This is a genomic window from Reichenbachiella sp. MALMAid0571, assembly GCF_040151475.1.
GTDB lineage: Bacteria > Bacteroidota > Bacteroidia > Cytophagales > Cyclobacteriaceae > CAXBNB01.
In genome coordinates this window covers 1-634 of the sequence record NZ_JBDKWG010000060.1, presented here as the reverse complement: position 1 = coordinate 634, position 634 = coordinate 1, and the positions used below count along the sequence as shown (strand labels likewise).

The window sequence follows — 634 nt, the reverse complement described above, 5'->3', positions numbered from 1 at the left end:
AGAATTAGGATCGTTGATGGCAACTGTAATTGAACCGTTATTGGCAGCACACGAAGTAGTGTTCACCACAGTGATGTCCAGGTCAGGTTTGGTAGGTACAGAAGTCATGGTTACCTGCACCGGAGCGGAGTTACATCCTGTAGTAGCATCAGTAGCTACTACGAAGTAATCACCCGGAGTAACCGAAGCGTATGGGTTATTAGTGCTTACAGCGGCATTGATGTTTCCTTCAGCGAAGAATTCGAAGGTATATCCGGCAGTACCTTGCGAAGCACCACCGACCCGAACGTCAGTGACTTCAATGATACCGGTAGCGTTAGCACCCGAACAATCAGAAGCCGGAGTGATAGTGATATCAGCGATAGCCACTGAGATGTTGTCAAAGTTTGAAGTCAGTTCAATGACAGCTTTAGCACTACAGGTATTGCCAGCGGTGGTATTGTCAGTTACCTGTACCCAATAGAACCCTTCCTGCAAACCGGTAGCGGTAGCAGTAGTTTGTCCGATCGGGTTGTTTACATTGATGTTACTACCAGAGTGCCATACATAATCATAGTTTCCATCCCCACCGGCTACAGATACAGTAAGCGATCCATTGTATGGATTGACTGCATTGTCACAGACAGTATTTTGA

General features: G+C 46.5%; 1 protein-coding gene. It reads right to left on the bottom strand.

Annotated features, from left to right (window positions below):
* A partial coding sequence (locus AAOP42_RS00850; protein ID WP_349526557.1) for a hypothetical protein occupies positions 1 to 634 on the bottom strand: 634 nt, incomplete at both ends.